This is a genomic window from Pseudomonas sp. FP2254 (genome assembly GCF_030687695.1).
Lineage (GTDB): Bacteria > Pseudomonadota > Gammaproteobacteria > Pseudomonadales > Pseudomonadaceae > Aquipseudomonas > Aquipseudomonas quebecensis.
This window is the reverse complement of record NZ_CP117444.1, coordinates 188,971-206,013: the sequence shown is the minus strand read 5'-3', so window position 1 is coordinate 206,013 and position 17,043 is coordinate 188,971. Positions and strand designations below refer to the sequence as shown.

14 protein-coding genes are annotated in these 17,043 nt (G+C 54.2%); 11 read left to right on the top strand and 3 right to left on the bottom strand.

The genetic code is table 11. The features are described from left to right. Positions 1 to 344: 344 nt before the first annotated feature. The 10 genes from PSH94_RS00900 (at position 345) to PSH94_RS00855 (ending at position 13,521) form a co-directional block, all read left to right on the top strand. On the top strand, positions 345 to 629 hold the full coding sequence (locus PSH94_RS00900) for a hypothetical protein (RefSeq protein ID WP_305436135.1): 285 nt from the start codon (positions 345 to 347) through the stop codon (positions 627 to 629). Further along, the gene (locus tag PSH94_RS00895; RefSeq protein WP_017734497.1) at positions 626 to 898 is read left to right on the top strand and encodes a DUF3077 domain-containing protein; all 273 of its coding nucleotides are present in this window, start codon (positions 626 to 628) and stop codon (positions 896 to 898) included. Before PSH94_RS00900 ends, PSH94_RS00895 begins: the two co-directional genes overlap by 4 nt. Further along, entirely contained in the window at positions 895 to 3,783 is a 2,889-nt protein-coding gene (locus PSH94_RS00890) for a DUF927 domain-containing protein (protein ID WP_305436133.1), read from the top strand. Before PSH94_RS00895 ends, PSH94_RS00890 begins: the two co-directional genes overlap by 4 nt. A gap of 89 nt (positions 3,784 to 3,872) precedes the next feature. Continuing rightward, positions 3,873 to 4,730, top strand: a complete 858-nt coding sequence (locus PSH94_RS00885) for a hypothetical protein (protein ID WP_305436132.1) — start codon at positions 3,873 to 3,875, stop codon at positions 4,728 to 4,730. Positions 4,731 to 5,365: 635 nt separating this feature from the next. After that, positions 5,366 to 6,535, top strand: a complete 1,170-nt coding sequence (locus tag PSH94_RS00880; RefSeq protein ID WP_305436131.1) for a dsDNA nuclease domain-containing protein — start codon at positions 5,366 to 5,368, stop codon at positions 6,533 to 6,535. Beyond that, on the top strand, positions 6,532 to 7,008 hold the full coding sequence (locus PSH94_RS00875; protein ID WP_305436130.1) for a hypothetical protein: 477 nt from the start codon (positions 6,532 to 6,534) through the stop codon (positions 7,006 to 7,008). The genes PSH94_RS00880 and PSH94_RS00875 overlap by 4 nt, the downstream gene beginning before the upstream one ends. Then, positions 7,005 to 8,774, top strand: a complete 1,770-nt coding sequence (locus PSH94_RS00870; protein ID WP_305436128.1) for a hypothetical protein — start codon at positions 7,005 to 7,007, stop codon at positions 8,772 to 8,774. The genes PSH94_RS00875 and PSH94_RS00870 overlap by 4 nt, the downstream gene beginning before the upstream one ends. Positions 8,775 to 8,841: 67 nt before the next feature. Further along, positions 8,842 to 10,599, top strand: a complete 1,758-nt coding sequence (locus tag PSH94_RS00865) for an ATP-dependent endonuclease (RefSeq protein ID WP_305436127.1) — start codon at positions 8,842 to 8,844, stop codon at positions 10,597 to 10,599. Beyond that, a complete protein-coding gene (locus PSH94_RS00860) occupies positions 10,592 to 12,004 on the top strand; it encodes a UvrD-helicase domain-containing protein (protein WP_305436125.1) in 1,413 nt (470 codons plus the stop codon). Before PSH94_RS00865 ends, PSH94_RS00860 begins: the two co-directional genes overlap by 8 nt. A 764-nt stretch (positions 12,005 to 12,768) precedes the next feature. Beyond that, positions 12,769 to 13,521, top strand: coding sequence for a hypothetical protein (locus PSH94_RS00855; protein ID WP_305436123.1), 753 nt, complete (start codon positions 12,769 to 12,771; stop codon positions 13,519 to 13,521). A gap of 189 nt (positions 13,522 to 13,710) precedes the next feature. On the opposite strand, the gene PSH94_RS00850 is transcribed toward PSH94_RS00855, so the two are convergent. Continuing rightward, entirely contained in the window at positions 13,711 to 14,775 is a 1,065-nt protein-coding gene (locus tag PSH94_RS00850) for a 2,3-butanediol dehydrogenase (protein WP_253511962.1), read from the bottom strand. A gap of 375 nt (positions 14,776 to 15,150) precedes the next feature. Between PSH94_RS00850 and PSH94_RS00845 the strand changes: the two genes are divergently transcribed. Beyond that, complete coding sequence (locus tag PSH94_RS00845; protein ID WP_305436121.1) at positions 15,151 to 15,786, top strand: LysE family translocator; 636 nt, start codon at positions 15,151 to 15,153, stop codon at positions 15,784 to 15,786. A 59-nt stretch (positions 15,787 to 15,845) separates the two neighbouring features. On the opposite strand, the gene PSH94_RS00840 is transcribed toward PSH94_RS00845, so the two are convergent. Together PSH94_RS00840 and PSH94_RS00835 are read right to left on the bottom strand one after the other, a co-directional pair. Next, positions 15,846 to 16,430, bottom strand: coding sequence for a hypothetical protein (locus PSH94_RS00840; RefSeq protein WP_266245381.1), 585 nt, complete (start codon positions 16,428 to 16,430; stop codon positions 15,846 to 15,848). Next, the gene (locus tag PSH94_RS00835; protein ID WP_181081426.1) at positions 16,427 to 16,999 is read right to left on the bottom strand and encodes an RNA polymerase sigma factor; all 573 of its coding nucleotides are present in this window, start codon (positions 16,997 to 16,999) and stop codon (positions 16,427 to 16,429) included. Before PSH94_RS00835 ends, PSH94_RS00840 begins: the two co-directional genes overlap by 4 nt. Positions 17,000 to 17,043: the final 44 nt, after the last annotated feature.

Below are 17,043 nucleotides of genomic sequence, written 5' to 3'. Positions count from 1 at the left end.
ATCAGCGCCCAGATCACAACTGCCGGCGTTTTTTTTCGTCCGCAGTTACGTGTTATGGCGGCTGTGTGCGGGCAGGCCTCGGCCTGGCCGGGTGCCTACTATCCCGGTATTCCTACCCCGCGCACAGCTGCCACCCAATCCCGTAGGAAGGACGGTGGCGGCTCCAGTCTGAAAGTAGGAGCTCACCACATGCACGCCCTCAATCCGTCCAAAATTCGCGCCGCTGCTCATCGAGCAATGGCTCTCGCCGCCCTACACGCCGACTCCAGCCTCGCTACACGCCTTTCCCGTTACAACGCCCATATGTCCAAGGCTCGTGCTCTGGAAGCCGCAGGGGGTGCTAAATGAGCATGCTCCCAGGCTTTTCACTACCCGAGGATCTGCTCTGCGTCAGCCAAGACGCCGAAGCCGGCCTGCCTATCGACGCCATCACCTGTGCGCTCGACCGTGCCGACTCCGTTCTCATGCTGCTTGAGGACCACTTAGACGGCGATAAACCGCTGCTTTCCAACCACGTGCTTTCGTCTGTTATTTGGGATGTGCGCGGCACCTTGGGTTTGATCAAAACACTCACGATGTACGGTGACGCCTCCTCTGTGCCGATGGGCCAGAAAGGCGGTGCGCTGTGACGCACTCCAATACGCTTGGACGCTCCGAGTTTTCTCCCGCCAACGGTAACGGCCAAAACCTGTTTCGGGTCAATGCCGGTATCCCGCTTGAGGACGCACTTGAAGCCGTCTCCCAGATTCTGCACCACGCCAATCAATTGATCCTCGACGCCGCCATCAGCGATGCGGGCGAGCGTTTTAGTTGGCCTGCGTTCTACCTCGGCGAGATGGCCAAGGCGCTTATCGACGACGTGAACGAGGCGCTGCTTGAGTCGAGGACCGCACCATGACTCAGCGCACCGGCAACACCTCAAAACGTCCGAGCTTTGCCGACGTAAAAAGCGCCGCCCTGAAGAACATCGACCGCGTACTTACTCATTGGCTGCCGAATGGCAAACGCGTCGACGGCGGCAAGGAATACACAGCACCAAACCCGACGCGCACGGACAAACGTGCGGGCTCGCTCAAGGTCAATTTGAGCAAAGGCACCTGGGCGGATTTTGCGACCGGCGATAAGGGCGGCGACCTGATCGACCTGGTGCGTTATATCGATAGCGGCACGGACGTTGAGGCCTGCAAAAAACTGGCGGATCTGCTCAGCGTTGCCGCAGGTTCAGCGACAACCAAAAGCGCACCGACCAAGAACGCAACGCCGGAGTGGATCGCGATTCAGCCGATCCCGGTCGAGGCCATGAATAAGTGTCCTGCCAAGCACCGACAACACGGTGTTCCGTCCAAGGTGTGGATCTATCGCGATGCACAGGGCCAACCGGTCATGGTGCTGTATCGCTTCGACCTGGGCCCAGATGAAGACGGCAAACCGCGAAAGGTCTTTGCGCCGTTGACCTGGTGCAAACGCTCCGATGGGCAAACCACACAATGGCGCTGGCAAGGCCTGCCTGAGCCTAGGCCGTTGATGCGCCTGGATGAGCTGGCACAGCGCGCCAATGCGCCCGTAGTGTTGTGTGAGGGTGAGAAAGCAGCTGATGCCGCTGCTGAGCTGATGCCGGACTACGTAGCCACCTGCTGGCCGAACGGCTCCAACTCTTGGCACAAGGCCGACCTGACAGCGCTCAAAGCGCGCAATGTGGTGCTGTGGCCGGATAACGATGCCAGCGGCAAGGCCTGCATGGACGCCATCGAGCTCAAGCTGATTGAGCTGGGCGTCGCTTCGGTACAACGAGTCTCGCTCGACGTGTTCAAGCTCAAGCCCAGCAGCAAAGGCGGAAAGCCCACGCTCATCAAGGGTGGAAAATGGGCAGACGGCGACGATGCAGCGGATGCGTTAGCCAAAGGCTGGACCGCTGCCCACGTCGCCGAGCTGGTGCGCAGCGGTGAGTTTTTCGGCAGTGCCGCTGAGCCAACTGAACCTCAAGAACAGAAGGCCAAGGCGCCCGCTAAACGCCCTGCGAAATCGAAAAATGACCTATTGCCGGGCGGCTTTCGCCTGACCGCTGAAGGGGTGTTTTACTCCGGCGACGATGGTGAGGCGCGCCCTGTGTGTTCGCCTCTGGAAATCATCGCCCGCACTCGCGACGACAAGGGCCACAACTGGGGCTTGTTGGTTGAGTTCGACGACCCGGACGGCGCTAAAAAACGTTGGAACATTCCGGCCCGAACCATGACCGGCGACTTCGGCAAAGACGTACTCGGCCCACTGGTAGATATGGGTCTGCGCCTTGCCGGAAGTCGGTCGGGGCGCAACGCCCGTAATGACCTGCAGAGCTATCTCGGCGGTTTCGACAGTGCCCAGCGCGCACGTTTGGTAACGCGCTTGGGTTGGCACGACAACGCCTTCCTTTTGCCCGAACAGCAAATCGGCTCACACGCTGAACACCTCCATTTTTATGAGGCCGGTGCGCAGTTGCCGCCGATCAGCGAGGCGGGCTCTCTGGAGCAATGGCAGCAGCAAATCGGCGCGCTGTGCGTTGGTAACCATCGCTTAGCGTTTGTCGTCTCTGTGGCCTTTGCAGGGCCTCTGCTAAACCTGCTGGGGCATGAGTCAGGCGGCTTCCACCTGTATGGCGACAGCTCCGGGGGCAAGACCACTCACCTACAAGTCGCCGCCTCGGTTTATGGCGGGCCGCGTCTGGTGCGTTCGTGGCGCTCGACAGATAACGCCTTGGAGTCCATCGCCGCTGCACACTCAGACGGCCTCCTGGTGCTGGATGAAATCGGCATGTGTGACCCACGCATTATTGGCGAGACGGTGTACATGCTCGGCAATGGCACCGGTAAGGCCCGGGCGAATGATCGGGGACAAGCGGGCCGACAGGTGCAAGAGTGGCGCTTACTGTTTCTCTCGACCGGCGAGAAGACATTGGCGCAGCACATGGCGGATGCCAACAAGGAACTGAAAGCCGGTATGGAGGTGCGCATGCTTGCCGTGCCAGCGGATGCCAGCAAAGGCCTCGGCATGTTCGATGTGCTGAATGGTTTTGAGGACGCTGCAGCCCTCTCCGATGCGCTCAAGGCCCGTGTCGCTAAATACTACGGCACACCCCTCACCGCCTTCCTGCACGCACTGTGTGCGCCTGGAGAAATGCTCAGGTGGTCGGTGATAGTTCGCCGCACGGTAGAACAGTTCATCACCCAAAACCTGCCCGCTTCAGCCAGTGGACAAGCCCAGCGCGCCGCCCTTCGCTTCGGCCTCGCGGCAGCGGCGGGAGAGTTGGCGACTGCCTTCGGAGTCACCGGTTGGCCCGACGGCACGGCCACGACCGCCGCAAGGGTGTGCCTGCATGCATGGCTGGCAGAGCGGGGCGGCGCCGGTAACTTCGAGGGTGATGCGATTTTGGCGCGGCTGCGCCAGGTCATCGAGCGGTTTGGAGAAAGCCGCTTTACCCGCTGGGAGTCCGCCGCCGCCAAGATCGACGAACACGGCCCACGCACGATTGATCGGCTGGGCTTTCGCAAGACGATGGAACACGGCATGGGTGATGCCTTGCACACTACCAATACCTACTACGTACTGCCGGAAGCCTGGCGCTCCGAAATCTTCCGAGGCATGAACCTGAGTGCGGTTAACAAAGAGCTCCTACGACGAGGCGTTTTAGAGCCCGGAAAGGATGGCAAAGCTTCAACCGCAGTGCGACTACCGGGGCTGGGTTTGCAGCGCTGCTATGTGGTTGTCGCAGTGCCAGAACAAGGTGATCACGGCGCCCAGGCGGCCTAAAACCGGCCACGCCACGAGGAATGCTGGCTCACCTTGGCCTGGCCCGCCAGTGAAAAAACCAATCAACCTTTCGCGTTTAGGAACTCAACATGAAACAGCTAAAACAGCAACAAGCCGCCTTGATTCAAGAACTGGAAACCCTGGAAGAAAGCCTGCCACAACTGGAGGCCGAATGGCGCAATGCACCCAGCGGATTCAGTGCGAATGGCAACGTAATCGGGAGCCCGGAGGGTCGCGAGGCTATGGAGAAGGTTTCGAGCATCAAAGCCCGCATACATACGATTCCAGGCGAGCTCGCATCAATTAATCAGAAAATTCAGCATCTGGAGAAGCTGGAAAAAATTGATCAGATCAAAGCTGACGCGATTCAAGCGATGACCGATGCAACCGCTGAAGTCGAAGCGCTGGAACGGAAAAAAACGCACTTGAGTGAGCGGTTTCAGACAATTCAATCAGAAGCCGATCAATCCCTGGAAAAGGCGCAACAAGCCGAACGCGACGCTGCAACGTACTACGCCAAAAGCCTTGCAAGCGGTGACGCCGAAGGGGAAAAATCAGCAAGCGGCGAAATGCAAAAGGCGGCTAAGCAATTGGCAACAACGGACGAGCAGGTCAGAAGGCAAGACCTGATCCTCAGTGCTCTCCAAGTCGAGCTTGATACTCTTGAGACTCAAATCACGAATGCCCGCCAACGTGCAGATGAAGCCAAGACCGCAGTATTGAACGCGGTCGGGTTTGCCTTCAACGAGGAATGGAATGCTGCGACCGAGCAACTTCTCGCTGTAGGCGCCCGAATACTTGCCCTCAGCTACCTAAAAGGTGGAATGGGTGATGCCTTGTCTAGACTAGAGGTGCCTCGCTTCGGCCCCTTCGATTCGAGTCTTGAGCGCTCCGATTTGGCTGCCGTGGCTCGTAACATCTCTCTGGAAGAACTACTCGCCGCCTGACCCCGAAACAGCCCGCCCTCGCGGGCTGTTTACTTTTCTCAGTTTCTCGCACTGCAAGGCGGACGTGGGCTTCAATTAGTCCTGAGTCCGATCAACCCGTTGAGCCAATTTGAGCAGTCAATCGCCCCTTCCTTTTACGAAAGCCGGACCGAAGCAGTTATTGTGAAGGGTCGTAATCAGATTTAGGAAGGTGCTCATCCAGGTCAACATCTGACCAAAAACACCACCCCTGCCTAACGCTTACTCACCAAAAATTATCTGGAGCCGGCTTTTTCTGAATGGAAGCGGCTTCATCAGAGGTGAAGATCAATCGGTTGCTTATAAGGGATTCCGACCAAATAAATGAGCCCTACCAAGCAGTTAGCGTCCGGCCTCATCTCGGGCGGGCAACACCCTGAAGCCTCATGAGGTACTGACGCCTCAGGCTCGAAAATCAATAAGCGGTTCCCGCGCTTTACCAATGCTGCTTAAGCCGTTAAGTTTGGCTAATGGCAATGTGCCAATTTTGGGGCTAAGGTGAATGTCAGGAAGACTTTTGTAATTAATGCTATCTATAGGGACCAGCATTAAAGCCATTAACTTCTACAAGACCGTGGCTATTTATATGGAAATACACAATAAAGTACGGGCTGCGTATGCTTGATACAAAAAAAGCTAGGGAGCAAAACGGTAGAGATTCATTCAGCAGATATCGCGCTCAGGTCAGGTCTGCGGCGGTAGCCTCTCTCTCAATACTTGAGGGTGCGAATGTCGATAGGGTTTACTGCGATCTTCATGATGATTTCGTCATTAGGAAAAAAGACAAAGATGGATTTTCCTACATATTCTACCAAGTTAAAACAAAGGGCAAGCAAAACCACAACTGGACTATCAACGAAGTTTTTGGACTTAACACCAGACTAAAAGATCAATCCAAACAAAGCTCTGACTCCATCAAGGACAGTTTCATAGGAAAACTATTACTTCACACAGTCGTCTTTGATGAACACTGCAACTCTGTTATTTTCCAGACCAATGTAAATAACAGCGATGAGGTTGATGAGTTATTAACTGACATTGAATCTGGAGCTTTTGCCAATAAATTCTCAAAAATTATTATTGAACGATTCACGGAATGTTTTGGTGATAACTGCATCACGTATAGCCACGAGGAAGCCAAATCAAAGTTATCAAAACTTTCATTCGAGTCAGATGTGTCTTTCTTGAAGGATGGAGATAATTACTTTGAACTAATTGTTAAGGAGAAAATATATGAATTCAGTGAAATTGATCTAGAGCGTGCTGAGTTTAGAGAAATTCTACTGCGGCTTCTTGACTTGGTAGAAAGAAAGTCAAGCGGAGTAATTAAAACCTGGGATGCCGAATCCATTGAAAGCTGCGCAGGCATATCCATCGACGATCTCCTCACCATATTAAGCATTTCAAAAGATGCATACTATAGCCTTGTAAAAGGTGGTGACAGCAGTGCCATAAAGTCGGCATCAATGATTCAGAGAGCATTGAAGGCAGGCGGCGCAGACACTTCAATGGTCATGTATTGTTCCAAATGCAAAACGGATTGGGACCTTTGGTTCAGAAATGCCAGGCATGTCGTACAGGAACTCGACTTACTAACTATATCTGAACTTGTCGGCACCACGCTTAAAAATACAGTAGATCCACAAGGCTTATTAGCTTTAACCAACCTACGCATGCCAATTAAAAACCTGCTCGCAGAACTCGATGCAAAAGGCCTAAAATTCGACCTTACCGAGGATCTCCTGTTAGGAGGGATTTTCTCTGCGTTTGTGAGAGGTAAATCATGAACTTTGAAAACTTTTTTTCCTCAATTGCCGACAAAAGTATATCGTTACCAGTTGCAGAAATCGGACCGAGTCGACACCAGTTAAATAACGAAGCGCTTTTCCAGCTGCCATTGATATGTTTAATTGTATTATTAATGGCTAAGGACAAAAGAAAACCAAGAGTCTCTGAAGTCGGCCAGCTAGTTGGGGAAAGCATTGAGGGAGCCATGCCTGGATTTAAAGGATCAGCTCAACACTTGGGCTGGTCTGCAAACTTAAGAGTTCGAACAGTAAAAGCCATAACATTCCTCGAAAAGACTTCTCTTATCGAAGTTAACAACAGACAGAGTCGGCTAGCCATTACTGAGCTAGGGAAGAAAATTATCTCTAGAGCAACAAGCCAGGATGATGACCTCTCATACAACCTCGCATATATCGCTAGAGCCTATAGAAATATATGCGTTGCGAAGCAGCTTGACTTGGAGCTGGAATGAAACTTATAAGTCTAAAAATTTTTCCAAATGGCCCGCAGGGTTGGGGATCCGACCTCTTAATTTTCGGAAGAGATATAACTCAACTATTTGGGCCTAACGGGTGTGGGAAAACTCCTGTAGTTCAGTCCATTCCTTTCTGTTTAGGTTTTCCAAGTATTTTCCGCAATGATATATATGACCGATGCAAGCATGCAGAGCTTACGGTCGAATCTGACAAAGGTAAGCTGCTTTTACGCCGAATATACAGTAGAGAGTTAGACGTCGAGGTAATAGAGCCAACAGGCGTAGCTCAAAGATTCTATAATGAGAGGGATTATTCCCGCTATATATTTGAATGGCTTGGCTTGACCGCTCATAATTTAGTTACCGTGGGCAATCAGCCTGGTGCAGCTTACCTTGCTACGTTGCTGCCCATGTACTACTTAGATCAAGATGGTGGCTATAGTGAAATCTATTGCCCCCCAAGCAAATTCATTAAAGATCAATTCTCAGAGATGATGAGGATGGTTTTTGACTTGCCTGTTAAAAACTCCTTTGACGTAAAGAAAGATCGTTTCAGGGCAAAAGAACGCTTAGACTTTTTAGACAAAGACACACAGACTCTTTCTAGGATGGTAGAGGCAGCTAAAAGCAATACTCTGGAGATCAAAAAATCCAGATCTGATCTTGTAATGGAAATATCGCAGTTAGAGTCTGAAGTGGAAAATCTCCAAGGAGCCGGGGCGAGCAGGGATGACTCTATTAGTGCGTTGGATCGTTTGATATCCAATCATCGAAACTCGATCAGAGAAGTATCCTCAGAAATCAATCAATTACAAAGGCGCAACCTCGGAATCGGTAAGATTGTTCAAGAAATCAACACAGAAATTGAAACTCTGAATCTCAATGAAGAAGCACGCAGAGTATTTCTATCATTCAGAGAAATTTGTGGAGCCGATTTATGCCAGCTTTTCTCTTCTAGCTCCGAAGCCTATAGCAAAAATCTACTTTATCTTCGTGACCAGATTAAAGACCTAGAGCGGAATGCGAGTCTAGACGAAGTCAGAATTGAAGAACTGAATCGCCAACGCACGGCTCAAGAAGTAGCCATTCAAGCTTTGGTAGATGAACGTAACTTATCAAGCACCAAGAGCGAAATATCAACACTAGTAGAGGCTATTACAAGACTAAAAAGTCAGATTTTCACACTTCAAAATCAGTTAAGCGAGCTTGACAAAGTCGCCCTGCTGGAAGAAAAACAATTCAAGGCGCTGGTGGAGCGCGATAAGGCGCTCACTCTTTATGAATCATTTACGGCAGACCGCTCATACTCACCAGAACTGATTAAAGTACGATCAGACATTCGGCGCTACTTTATAGATTGGCTCAATTTACTACACACATACAACGTTAGTAAAGACATCACCTTTAAAGACGACTTTACCCCACTGCTAGGTGTCGAAACCATATCCCAATTAAAAGGCAGCACGAAAATTCGAGCAGTACTCGCGTATCACGCAGCAGTATTTCAAGTTTTCGCTGAAAAGGGAGTGATGGGCTTCAGATTTATGATTTTGGATACCCCCAAGCAACATGAAATAAATAATGACGACTTAGGTCGGTATTTAAGTGCTTTGAAAGCATTGTGTGTCAGCCATGGTGCACAGATAGTCTTCTCAACTACTGAATACCATTACGACGGTGATAACAACGACGTTGAGTGGCCGCCTCCTTACAAAGGACAAGAACAAAATATGTTTTTGAGCCCTGGAGGTATAACCGATTAGAAGCAAAGAGCGCAGGTGGTGCCTGCGCTTTTTTAACAAACACAGTCAATTCTAAGGGTTCTCGGGTATGGCACGAATACGGCATGTCGAAATTCAGAACTTTCGTGGAATTCAACAGCTTAGCTGGGCTCCTAAGGAAGGCATTAATTGCCTTATCGGACCTGGTGATAGCGGAAAGACGTCCATTCTCGATGCAATCGAAGCCTGTATGTCTGTGCGCCGCAATATAGAATTCTCAGACGCTGACTTCTATGGAATGGATGTTTCCAATCCGATAATCATCAGGGTAACAGTAGGAGAGCTTCCGGACCACCTGATGGACCTAGACGCGTTTGGTGAGATTCTGCGCGGTTTCAATGCTGCCAGCCGTGTTGTCGAAGATGAGCCCGGTGACGGACTGGAGATTGTTCTGACACTCCAATTGTTGGTTGGAGACGACCTAGATCCCAAACGTGCACTGTACTCGAAGCGAACAGAGTCCGATCCGTACCAGCGACAACTCCAGTGGAAAGACAAAGCCATGCTTGCTCCGAGTCGCATTGGTAATCACTCGAGCACCAATCTCTCATGGACTAAGAGCTCCGTGCTGGCGCGCTTGTCGGAAGAAAAACTTGCTGTAGGGAACGACTTGGTTTCGGCGGCAAGAGAGGCCCGACTTGCGTTTGGTGACAAGGCTGGAGCCAAGATCGGTGACATACTGGATCTAGTGACGGCCAAAGCTAAGGAGATGGGCATTGACGTCGGCGACAAGGCGCAGGCATTGCTAGATGCGAGGGCGCTATCCTTCTCAGACGGGGCGATTGCTTTGCATTCTGACGCCGGGGTACCCCTTCGCAACCTTGGCACGGGTTCCAGCCGTCTGTTACTTGCGGCTCTTCATCGAGAAGCTTCTTCTGCATCGAGTTGCTTGTTGGTTGATGAGGTCGAACATGGGCTAGAACCGCATCGAGTCATCAGCCTACTGCACTCTCTCGGCTCCAAGGACGCAGAGGTCCCGCTTCAGGTCTTCATGACAACCCACTCTGCCGTCGCAGTGAGGGAGCTGAGTGGTGACCAGCTCGTGATCGTTCGCAAGCAAAAAGACGGGCAGCACCAGATGCGATTGGTTAGCAGCGAGAACGCTATTCAGGGCGTTGCCCGCCTCTACCCAGAGGCATTTCTTGCAAGGACTGTGATTATTTGCGAAGGCGCTAGCGAAGTAGGGCTTCTTAGAGGTATTGACCGATATCTAGTATCGAAGGGAAGGCAATCCGCATACGCGAACGCAACTGCGTTTGTCGACGCTGGCGGAAAGAATCCGAAGCATATCTTGGAGCGCGCCCAGATTTTTGCCCAGTGGGGCTACCGAACCAAAGCGTTCTTGGACGCAGATGTGGTTATTCCAAAAGAGGCACAAGACGCCGCTGAGCTGGATGGGGTCATTGTTTGTACTTGGGGCGACTCTCTCGCTCTCGAGGAGGCACTGTTCAAATGGCTCCCTGACCATGGAGTAGACGCCCTCATTAAGCTAGCGATTGAGCTCAACTCAGAAGAGTTGGTCGACGGAGCTTTGGAAGAGGTATCCAAGAAACAGTTCGACTTGGAAACTGCGTTAAGCCTGGTTGGCGGAGATGCCGCGTATGAAGACGAAGAACGAGCGATCTTGGGCAAGGCCGCTAAACTCTCAACGAAGGACTCCAAAGCTGGTCCGGGCCGGAAAGGCTGGTTTAAGTCCATCAGCAAAATGGAAATGGTGGGAGAGCTAGTAGTTGGTCCTTGGATGAAGGACGCCTTTCCAGAGCTCAAACGTCCGATTACTGAGTTGTTCAGGCGGTCCGATGCATAACGGTGAGCTGGACATCCTCTCGCACCGTAGAGGCAGTGTCAGCGCCCCTGCGGGGTGCGGCAAAACACAACTCATCGCTTTTTCGCTCATGCGAAATGAGAATAGCAAGCCCGCCCTGGTACTGACACACACTAACGCTGGAAAATCAGCGCTAGAGCAACGTTTGAAGAAGCTCGGCGTAAGCGGCACCGCCGCACGAGTGGGGACACTTGATAGCTGGGCCATTCGCTTGGTCCAATGTCTTCCTCAACGCTCGGGTCTCTCGCCGGCTATTCTTCAGGTACAAGGTAACAATGCAAACTACCTGGCAATTAGGCAGGCAGCGGTTGAAATTCTCAAAGCAGGCCATGCAGATAAAATCATCACGGCGACATATTCTCGAGTAATTGTTGACGAGTACCAAGACTGCGGAAGCCTGCAGCATGAGATGATTCTCGCGCTCGCGGACTTACTTCCAACGGTGGTTTTAGGTGACCCTCTTCAAGTTATATTCAACTTCTCCGGCCCTGTAGTTGATTGGCACAAAGAGGTGGTTGCTGCTTTTCCCTCTTTAATGTGGGAGGCAGAGCCATGGCGCTGGAAAAATGCAGGTGCGCCCGAGCTTGGCGAATGGCTTCTCAATACAGTTCGCCCAGCACTGAGTCACGCTGGTGGCTCTATTGACCTTTCTAAAGTTCCAAAGGGGGTGGAGTGGGTTCGTCTTGAAGGTACAGCCACCGAGATGAGCGAGACACGCCTCGGCACTGCAAAGCGGAGGTTTGAAGGCCCGGCGCTCATCATTGCAGACTCAAAAAACAAGGACAGTCAGTGGGAGACCGCTCGTAGGTCGCGCTCAACCATGGTTGAAGCCAACGACATGGTAGATTTTATGAAGTTCGCTGCGACATTCGACCCAACGGACCAATTGTCTCTGGACCATGCAGTCACCTACTTTGGCAATTTGCTGTCTGGGCTGTCCCCAAAAAACTTAGTTGCTCGAACTCGCTCGCTCCATGCAGGAAGGGCACTGGTTGGTGCCAATAGAATCGAAGAGATTGCGTTGGCTTATCTACGAGTCCCGTCTCATCGAAGTGCCGCCGATATGCTCGACGCTTTCTACCAAACCGCCGGCATTTTTGCATTCCGACCTGACATCACGCGCTTGTGTTCTAAAGCCCTGCGGGCAGTCAACGGGAACGTGACATTCCACTCTGCGGCAGTGAGGGAACGAGAGCGCTTTAGGCATACGCCCCGCACAACGCGCCCGAGGTCCGTGGGAAGTACCTTGTTGTTGAAAGGACTTGAGTCGGACGTAGCGATCATTCTTGAACCGGAGAAGATGAATGCTGAAAACCTATATGTTGCAATGACGCGGGGCAGTAAGCAGCTCATCATCTGCTCTAGTGCTCAGATACTGAAATATTAGGAACCGCGCACCCAGAATACTATTCCTGCTGCTCCGCACCGCGCCGCGCCCCTGAACTTCTGCATATCACCGTAAATCGTGGGTATGGCTGGCGTGGTTCTTTTGCGAAGCTGCAGCACCTCGCTTGGGAGCAGCACATCGAAGCTCTATGGTCTGAATGTTAGCTAGTGAAGCGCTGTCGAGGGAGAGTCACGAGTAGGATAACTTGAGTAGACGGACCGCTTCTGCCCGATGTGATCAATTCGAAACGCAGCGGAAAATGTAACACCTCAGCCGCTTGTAACACCAAGCTCCGACTAAAGCACTACGGCGTGTAACCATTAAAAATTCATACGAATCAATAAGTTATATGAATATGTTACACACGTAACACCTGTAACACCAAATTTATAGAGCATCCCCCAATCCCCATAAGGGATTGCACCTCCAGCGACCTTGGTCAGGGCTAGGAAACCCGCGGGGTCTTAGCTTAGTGAACATGTAACCCAGATGGACTCCTGCTCATCTGTGCATTTGCCCTACCGTTTGAGCCATCTAAGAGCACCATTACCAATACGGTAACGATGCCCTCTTTTCTTAAAAATCCTTTCAATTTCAACAATTGAAATTTCAGTAACTTCAAACGCCTCCCACTAACTCAGTCCCGCGGGTTTCATGCCCCGTACCTTCAAGAATGCTCCAGGGTCCCCAGCGACATATCAGACCTACCCTCCCACCAGATTCGGGGGTATTTTCTCCGGTCACCCACTGGAGTAGGAAACACCATGTTCTGGCGCAGAGACAAACCGCTGAGGGTAGAGCTGCTTACACCCATCCACGTCGCTGCTTCCTCAGCCCCTGCACATCACGAGACATTAGATGACCCAGCTGCCAAGGAGGCGAAAACCAATACAGACTTGGCTTTCAAACTGATTACATTTGGAGCGCTAGCATCGCAGGCAGCGCTGGTGATCTACGGGTACTCGCTCCTATCCGGCAGATTTCAGCAGTTCGGTATCGACCAGAACGAGCTATCACTGAGCACACCAACACTGCTGCTGCATGGGTACACCAGTCTATTCTCTGGTGCATTGGGCGCTGCGGAACGATGGCCCATCGTAGGACCCGGCCTCCTGGCTTTCGCATTTGTGGCGATTGCTGCGCTCTTTGTTGCGGTTATAACGAGGAGGCCCAAGGCCAACGTAGTGATTGGACTTGCAGCATGGATAGGGATTGCCATGTTTATGGCGTTCTTCGCTCCTGGCGCAGGAGTTCAACAAGGTAGGGGGACGGGGCTTGCAGATTTTAAAAGGTATACCCAGTTAGAAACTGCCGGGGATCTCGAAGCTGTGGATACCGTGGTAACCGACAAGGGCGAACGCCTGGTAGGCCATTTGATCCTGGCGGACAGCAAAAGTACGTTTCTACTCGTGGGCAGGACCCTATTTAAGCTTGATGGTACGACTGGCCGCGTAATCCGGGAGACGGAGCTGAAACAACGTCCTCCTGAGATGGAAAAGCTCCCACCAAAGGCGTAAATCCAAGCGCAGCAGAAAGGGCCATGTATGCCCACGTGTATGCCTAACCGACACACAACCTACCAGACCCAGTAAATACGGCAGCCTAACCGTCCAGTTCAAACGACGCCGGGGCACCAGATACACATGAAAAAGCCCCAAGTCGAAAGACCTGGGGCTTTTTCATGTGTGTTGGGATCACATCCCCCTTCAAACCCGCGCCGGCGACACAATGATCTTCACGTTGTGTTCCTTGTTTTTAACCAATTCCTCAAAACCTTCCCCCACGATCTGTTCCAGCTGAATACGCCCCGTCACCAACGGCGTGATATCCAGCCGCCCATCGGCGATAAACGCGATGACATCCGCGAACTCGCCGTTATAGGCCAACGCGCCGAGTACCTGTTTCTCCGTGGCCACCAACTCGAAGAAGTTGAATTCGCTGGGTTCTTCGAAGATGCCCACCAGCACGCACTTGCCGGCTTTGCGGATCAGATCGATGGCAAGTTTGGCCGTGTGTTTGTTGCCAATGCATTCGAAGCTGACGTCCGCGCCGAGCCCGCCGGTGAGGCGGCGGACTTCGGCCAGGGCGTCGCATTGGTTGGGATCGAGTACGTGGGTCGCGCCTACCTCCCGGGCCTTAGCCTTGCGGGCTGCGGACATTTCCAGGGCGATCACTTGGGCCGCGCCCGCTGCTTTGGCGCACATGATGGTGCACAGCCCGATGGTGCCGGCGCCGACCACTACGACGTTTTGCCCCAGCAGGCTACCGGCCTTTTTCACGGCGTGCATGCCCACCGCCAGCGGCTCGATCAGTGCTCCGGCTTCGGCGGGGAAGTTGGCGGGCAGCTTGTACAGCAGGTTGGCAGGTACGTTGACAAGTTCGGCGAAGGCGCCGTTGTTCATCAGCCCGGTGAACGCCAGGTTTTCACAGATGTTGTACAGCCCGTGGGTGCAGTAGTAGCAGGTGCCGCAATGCTGGCAGGCATCGGCCGCCACCGGTTCACCGACGCTGAAGCCCTCCACGCCGGCGCCGATCTCGACGATTTCGCCACAGAACTCATGACCGAGGATGCACTGGCCCTTGATGCCGGTCAGCGGGTGTGGCGCGTCGACCGGGATAAACACCGGGCCGGCCACGTACTCATGCAGATCGGAGCCGCAGATGCCGCACCATTGCACGCGGATCTGCACCCAGCCGGCGGGCGGCGCGTCGGGCAGGGGCACATCTTCCACGCGGATATCGTGGCGGCCGTGCCAGACAGCGGCACGCATGCTGCGTTGCGGATTGATCGTTAGGGTCATGGCAAGGCTCCTTGAAACGGCAGTGAGTGACGAACCCCGACGGGGTTGCGAGGGCCAGAGCAAGGCCGGTGCCATCTGCGCGAAAATCCTCGAACAGGCGTTTTTTAGAGCGATCCGTGGCACAACCCCCGCTGGCCGCAATCACCGTCGAATGAGACGCCTTGAATCAGCCCTCTGAGAAAGCGCTGAGCAATTGGGACGCTCCGTCTCATCGCTGCGTGCCTGTATGACGTTTTGTCGGGCCATCTGTATCTAACGCGCCGCCTTCGGCGGCCCTACCATCGTGCGCATCCAGCCACTCGCGACCACGCGCCCACGGCTGGCGTTACCTACAGGAGTTACCCCATGCCCGAACTGTCGAGCCTGCTGGCGTTTGGTCTGATTTGCCTCGGGATGGTGCTGACGCCAGGCCCGAACATGATCTATCTGATCTCCCGCTCGATCTGCCAAGGGCGGGTCGCGGGCTTGATTTCCCTGGGCGGCGTGGCGTTGGGTTTTGTGGTTTATATGCTCTGCGCGGCGCTGGGTATAACCGCTCTGCTGATGGCGGTGCCCTTTGCGTATGACGCGCTCAAGCTCGGCGGCGCGTTGTATTTGCTGTACCTGGCCTGGCAAGCGGTGAAGCCCGGTGGGCGTTCGGCGTTTCAGTTGCGCGATCTGCCTCGGGACGGGCCGCGCAGGTTGTTTATGATGGGCTTTGTCACCAACCTGCTGAACCCTAAAGTCGCGGTGATATACCTGTCGTTGCTGCCCCAATTCATCGTGCCCGACGGCCACGGCAGTGTGCTGGCGCAGTCCCTCGTGCTGGGGTTTACCCAGATCATGATCAGTGTGAGCGTTAACGCGTTGATCGCCCTGTCGGCGGGCTCCATCGCCACGTTTCTGGCGGCCAAACCACTATGGCAATGGGTACAGTGCTGGTTGATGGGGACGGTGCTGGCAGGGCTGGCTGTGCGCATGGCGCTGGAAGGGCGGCGCTGAAGGCGCAGCGTAAAAAAGCCCCAGGTTGAAAGACCTGGGGCTTTTTCGTGGGCCTGGTTTCAGCGCGGCTGCAGCGCCTCCAACCGCGCCGGCAAATCCTCCTGGGGAAAGCGCTGGTGCAGCGCCAGGAGTTTTTCATCCGCCGCTCGGGTTTGGCCTGCTGCGCGCAGGTTCACAATTTCCTGCAACCCTTGCTCCAATGTCGGCAACGCCGGCGGCGCGCGCTTGCTCAACGGTTTGGCCGCTGGGGCCTGGGCCAGCGAGCCGGTGATTTCGGCCTGGGCACTCTCGGCCTTGGGTGCTACAGCCATACGTGCCATCGGCGCAGGAGCGGGTGCCGGAGGTGGAGCTTGGTCGTGGAGCGCCGAGAACGTCGCGGGGGACACTTCGGGTTGCGGCACCGGCGAGCGCATGACCACGCCGATCATCAGCGCAACACCGGCAACCGTGGCGAACGCCATTTGCCAGCGTGGTCGTTGGCAGGCCTGCAGCCAGCGTTGCCACAGGTTCGGTTGCGGCGTCGGGGCCTCGCGGCGGGCGGCGTTGAGGATGAAGGCATCGAGGGACGCGGGCGGCTCGCCGGTGACGTGTTGACGAAAATGCTGGAGCAGTTGGTCGTCAGGTGTGTGTCGGGGGTCAGTCATACAGGTACCTCCTCAGCCAGCAGGCGACGCAGTTTCTGCTGGGCGTAGCGCAAGCGACTTTTTACGGTTTCCAGCGGGGTTTGAGTGAGCGCGGCGATTTGCGGTACTTCGAGGTCGCCATGCAGGCGCAGCAGGAACACTTCGCGCTGGTCCTCGGGCAAGTCTTGCAGGGCCGCGTCGAGACGCGCCTGGTCGCGGCTCAGGCTCAACTGCTGCTCGGGGCCGGGGCCGTGGTCGGGCTGGGCATGCAGTTGCTCATCGTAGCTGTCGTGCAGCGGGTTGTGGATGCCGTGCTTGCGCCAGTGGTCGATCAGGCGGTTGCGCGCAATCTGGAACAGCCACGTGCGAAAGCTCGCCCGGCCTTGTGGCGAAGTGGCGCTGCGGATCAGGCTGAGCCAGGTGTCCTGGTAGATTTCCTCGGCCAGCTCGGCCTTGTTGCTCAGGGACACGAGGAAGCGATACAGGCCTTGGCGATGCCGGGCGTACAAGACTTCGAACGCAGCGGCGTCACCGGCTCGGTAGCGGGCCAGCAGCGCTTCGTCGCTGGAGGGGTCATCTGGAACAGCCATGTAGGGGGCGCACTCCTTTTGTAAAGTTAACGCGGTTCAAAGGT